We start from the raw sequence: 1,503 nt of genomic DNA, 5'->3' as shown, positions 1-1,503 counted from the left end.
CAAAATGACTTCTTCATATTGAAGACCGTGATCAATCAAATTTTGTTTGGCTTTCATACAGAAAGGACAACCAGGCTTGGTAAATACAGTGATCGATTCCTGAGTTCTGTACTCTGGTGCGATGTAGTTCAGCATAGTGTCGGCATCCGATACTTTGAACGGGTCTCCTGGCTCATTTGGCTCGATAAACATCTTCTCAATCACGCCATCTTTTACCAACATGCTGTAACGCCAAGAACGTTTACCAAAACCGATGTCATTTTTGTCCACGAGCATGCCCATGCCATCGGTGAACTCACCATTACCATCTGGAATAAAGGTGATGTGCTCGGCTTCTTGGTCGTGTTTCCAAGCGTTCATAACGAATGTGTCGTTTACCGAAATACACAAAATTTCATCAACACCGTGTTCTTTGAACACAGGGAATAGCTCGTTGTAACGAGGTAAGTGGCTAGAAGAACAAGTCGGTGTAAACGCTCCAGGCAAACTGAATACGATCACGGTTTTGCCTTTGAATAGATCATCCGAGGTAACGTTCACCCAAGTATCACCTTGGCGAGTCGGGAAAGTAACCTGTGGTACGTTTTGACCTTCTTTAGATACAAACATATTGATTCCTTTAAAATATTCGAGTGAAGCGTTTAGAGCGTGACTTGTCGTTTGGCTCTGGTTCGTTTTGTTGAGCCCATTATTGTAAAAATCCTTTGATAGCTCTAATCGTTTGATGCTATGGTTTTGATAGACATTGACTATCATCAAATAGAAGCGAATCGTGTGTTATGAATATTCGGGATTTTGAGTACTTAGTCGCACTGGCGGAGCACAAGCATTTTCGCAAAGCGGCAGAGGCATGTTTTGTCAGTCAGCCAACGCTTAGTGGTCAAATACGTAAGCTGGAAGACGAACTCGGCACGGCATTGTTAGAAAGAAGCAGCCGCCGAGTGTTGTTCACCGACTCTGGCTTACAGCTGGTGGATCAAGCTAAACGCATTCTGAGTGAGGTGAAAACCTTTAAAGATATGGCCAGCGGACAGAGTGGGGCAATGACCGGTCCCATGCACATCGGTTTTATTCCGACGGTTGGCCCGTACTTATTGCCTAAAATTCTTCCACAGCTGAAAGAAGAGTTCCCTGAGCTTGAGCTGTTCCTGCATGAGGCTCAAACTCATCAGTTGGTTCGTCAGCTAGAGGAAGGGAAGCTGGACTGTTTGGTATTGGCTTCTGTGGCGGAAACTGCCCCATTTAAAGAGATTGAAGTGTACAACGAACCGCTTAGTGTTGCTGTACCATGTGGTCATGAATGGGCACAGCTCGACCAGGTTGATATGTTAGAGCTCAATGGAAAGACCGTGTTGGCTTTAGGTGATGGGCATTGCTTACGCGACCAAGCGTTAGGTTTCTGTTTTGCGGCAGGAGCAAAAGATGATGAGCGCTTTAAAGCCACCAGTTTAGAAACTTTGCGTAATATGGTTGCTGCGGGAGCGGGTATTACTTTGTTGCCTC

2 protein-coding genes are annotated in these 1,503 nt (G+C 45.3%); one reads left to right on the top strand and one right to left on the bottom strand.

The features are described from left to right. Positions 1–609: glutathione peroxidase (locus R7P67_RS24115; RefSeq protein WP_318086229.1), on the bottom strand; the 609-nt coding region annotated here is incomplete at its 3' end. 170 nt (positions 610–779) lie between these two features. Here R7P67_RS24115 and oxyR point away from each other — a divergent pair. Continuing rightward, positions 780–1,503: DNA-binding transcriptional regulator OxyR (gene oxyR, locus R7P67_RS24110; protein ID WP_318086228.1), on the top strand; the 724-nt coding region annotated here is incomplete at its 3' end.

The organism is Vibrio sp. Vb0937, from assembly GCF_033338855.1.
The sequence above is the reverse complement of the archived record's forward strand: the minus strand, read 5'-3'. Positions and strand labels throughout refer to the sequence as shown.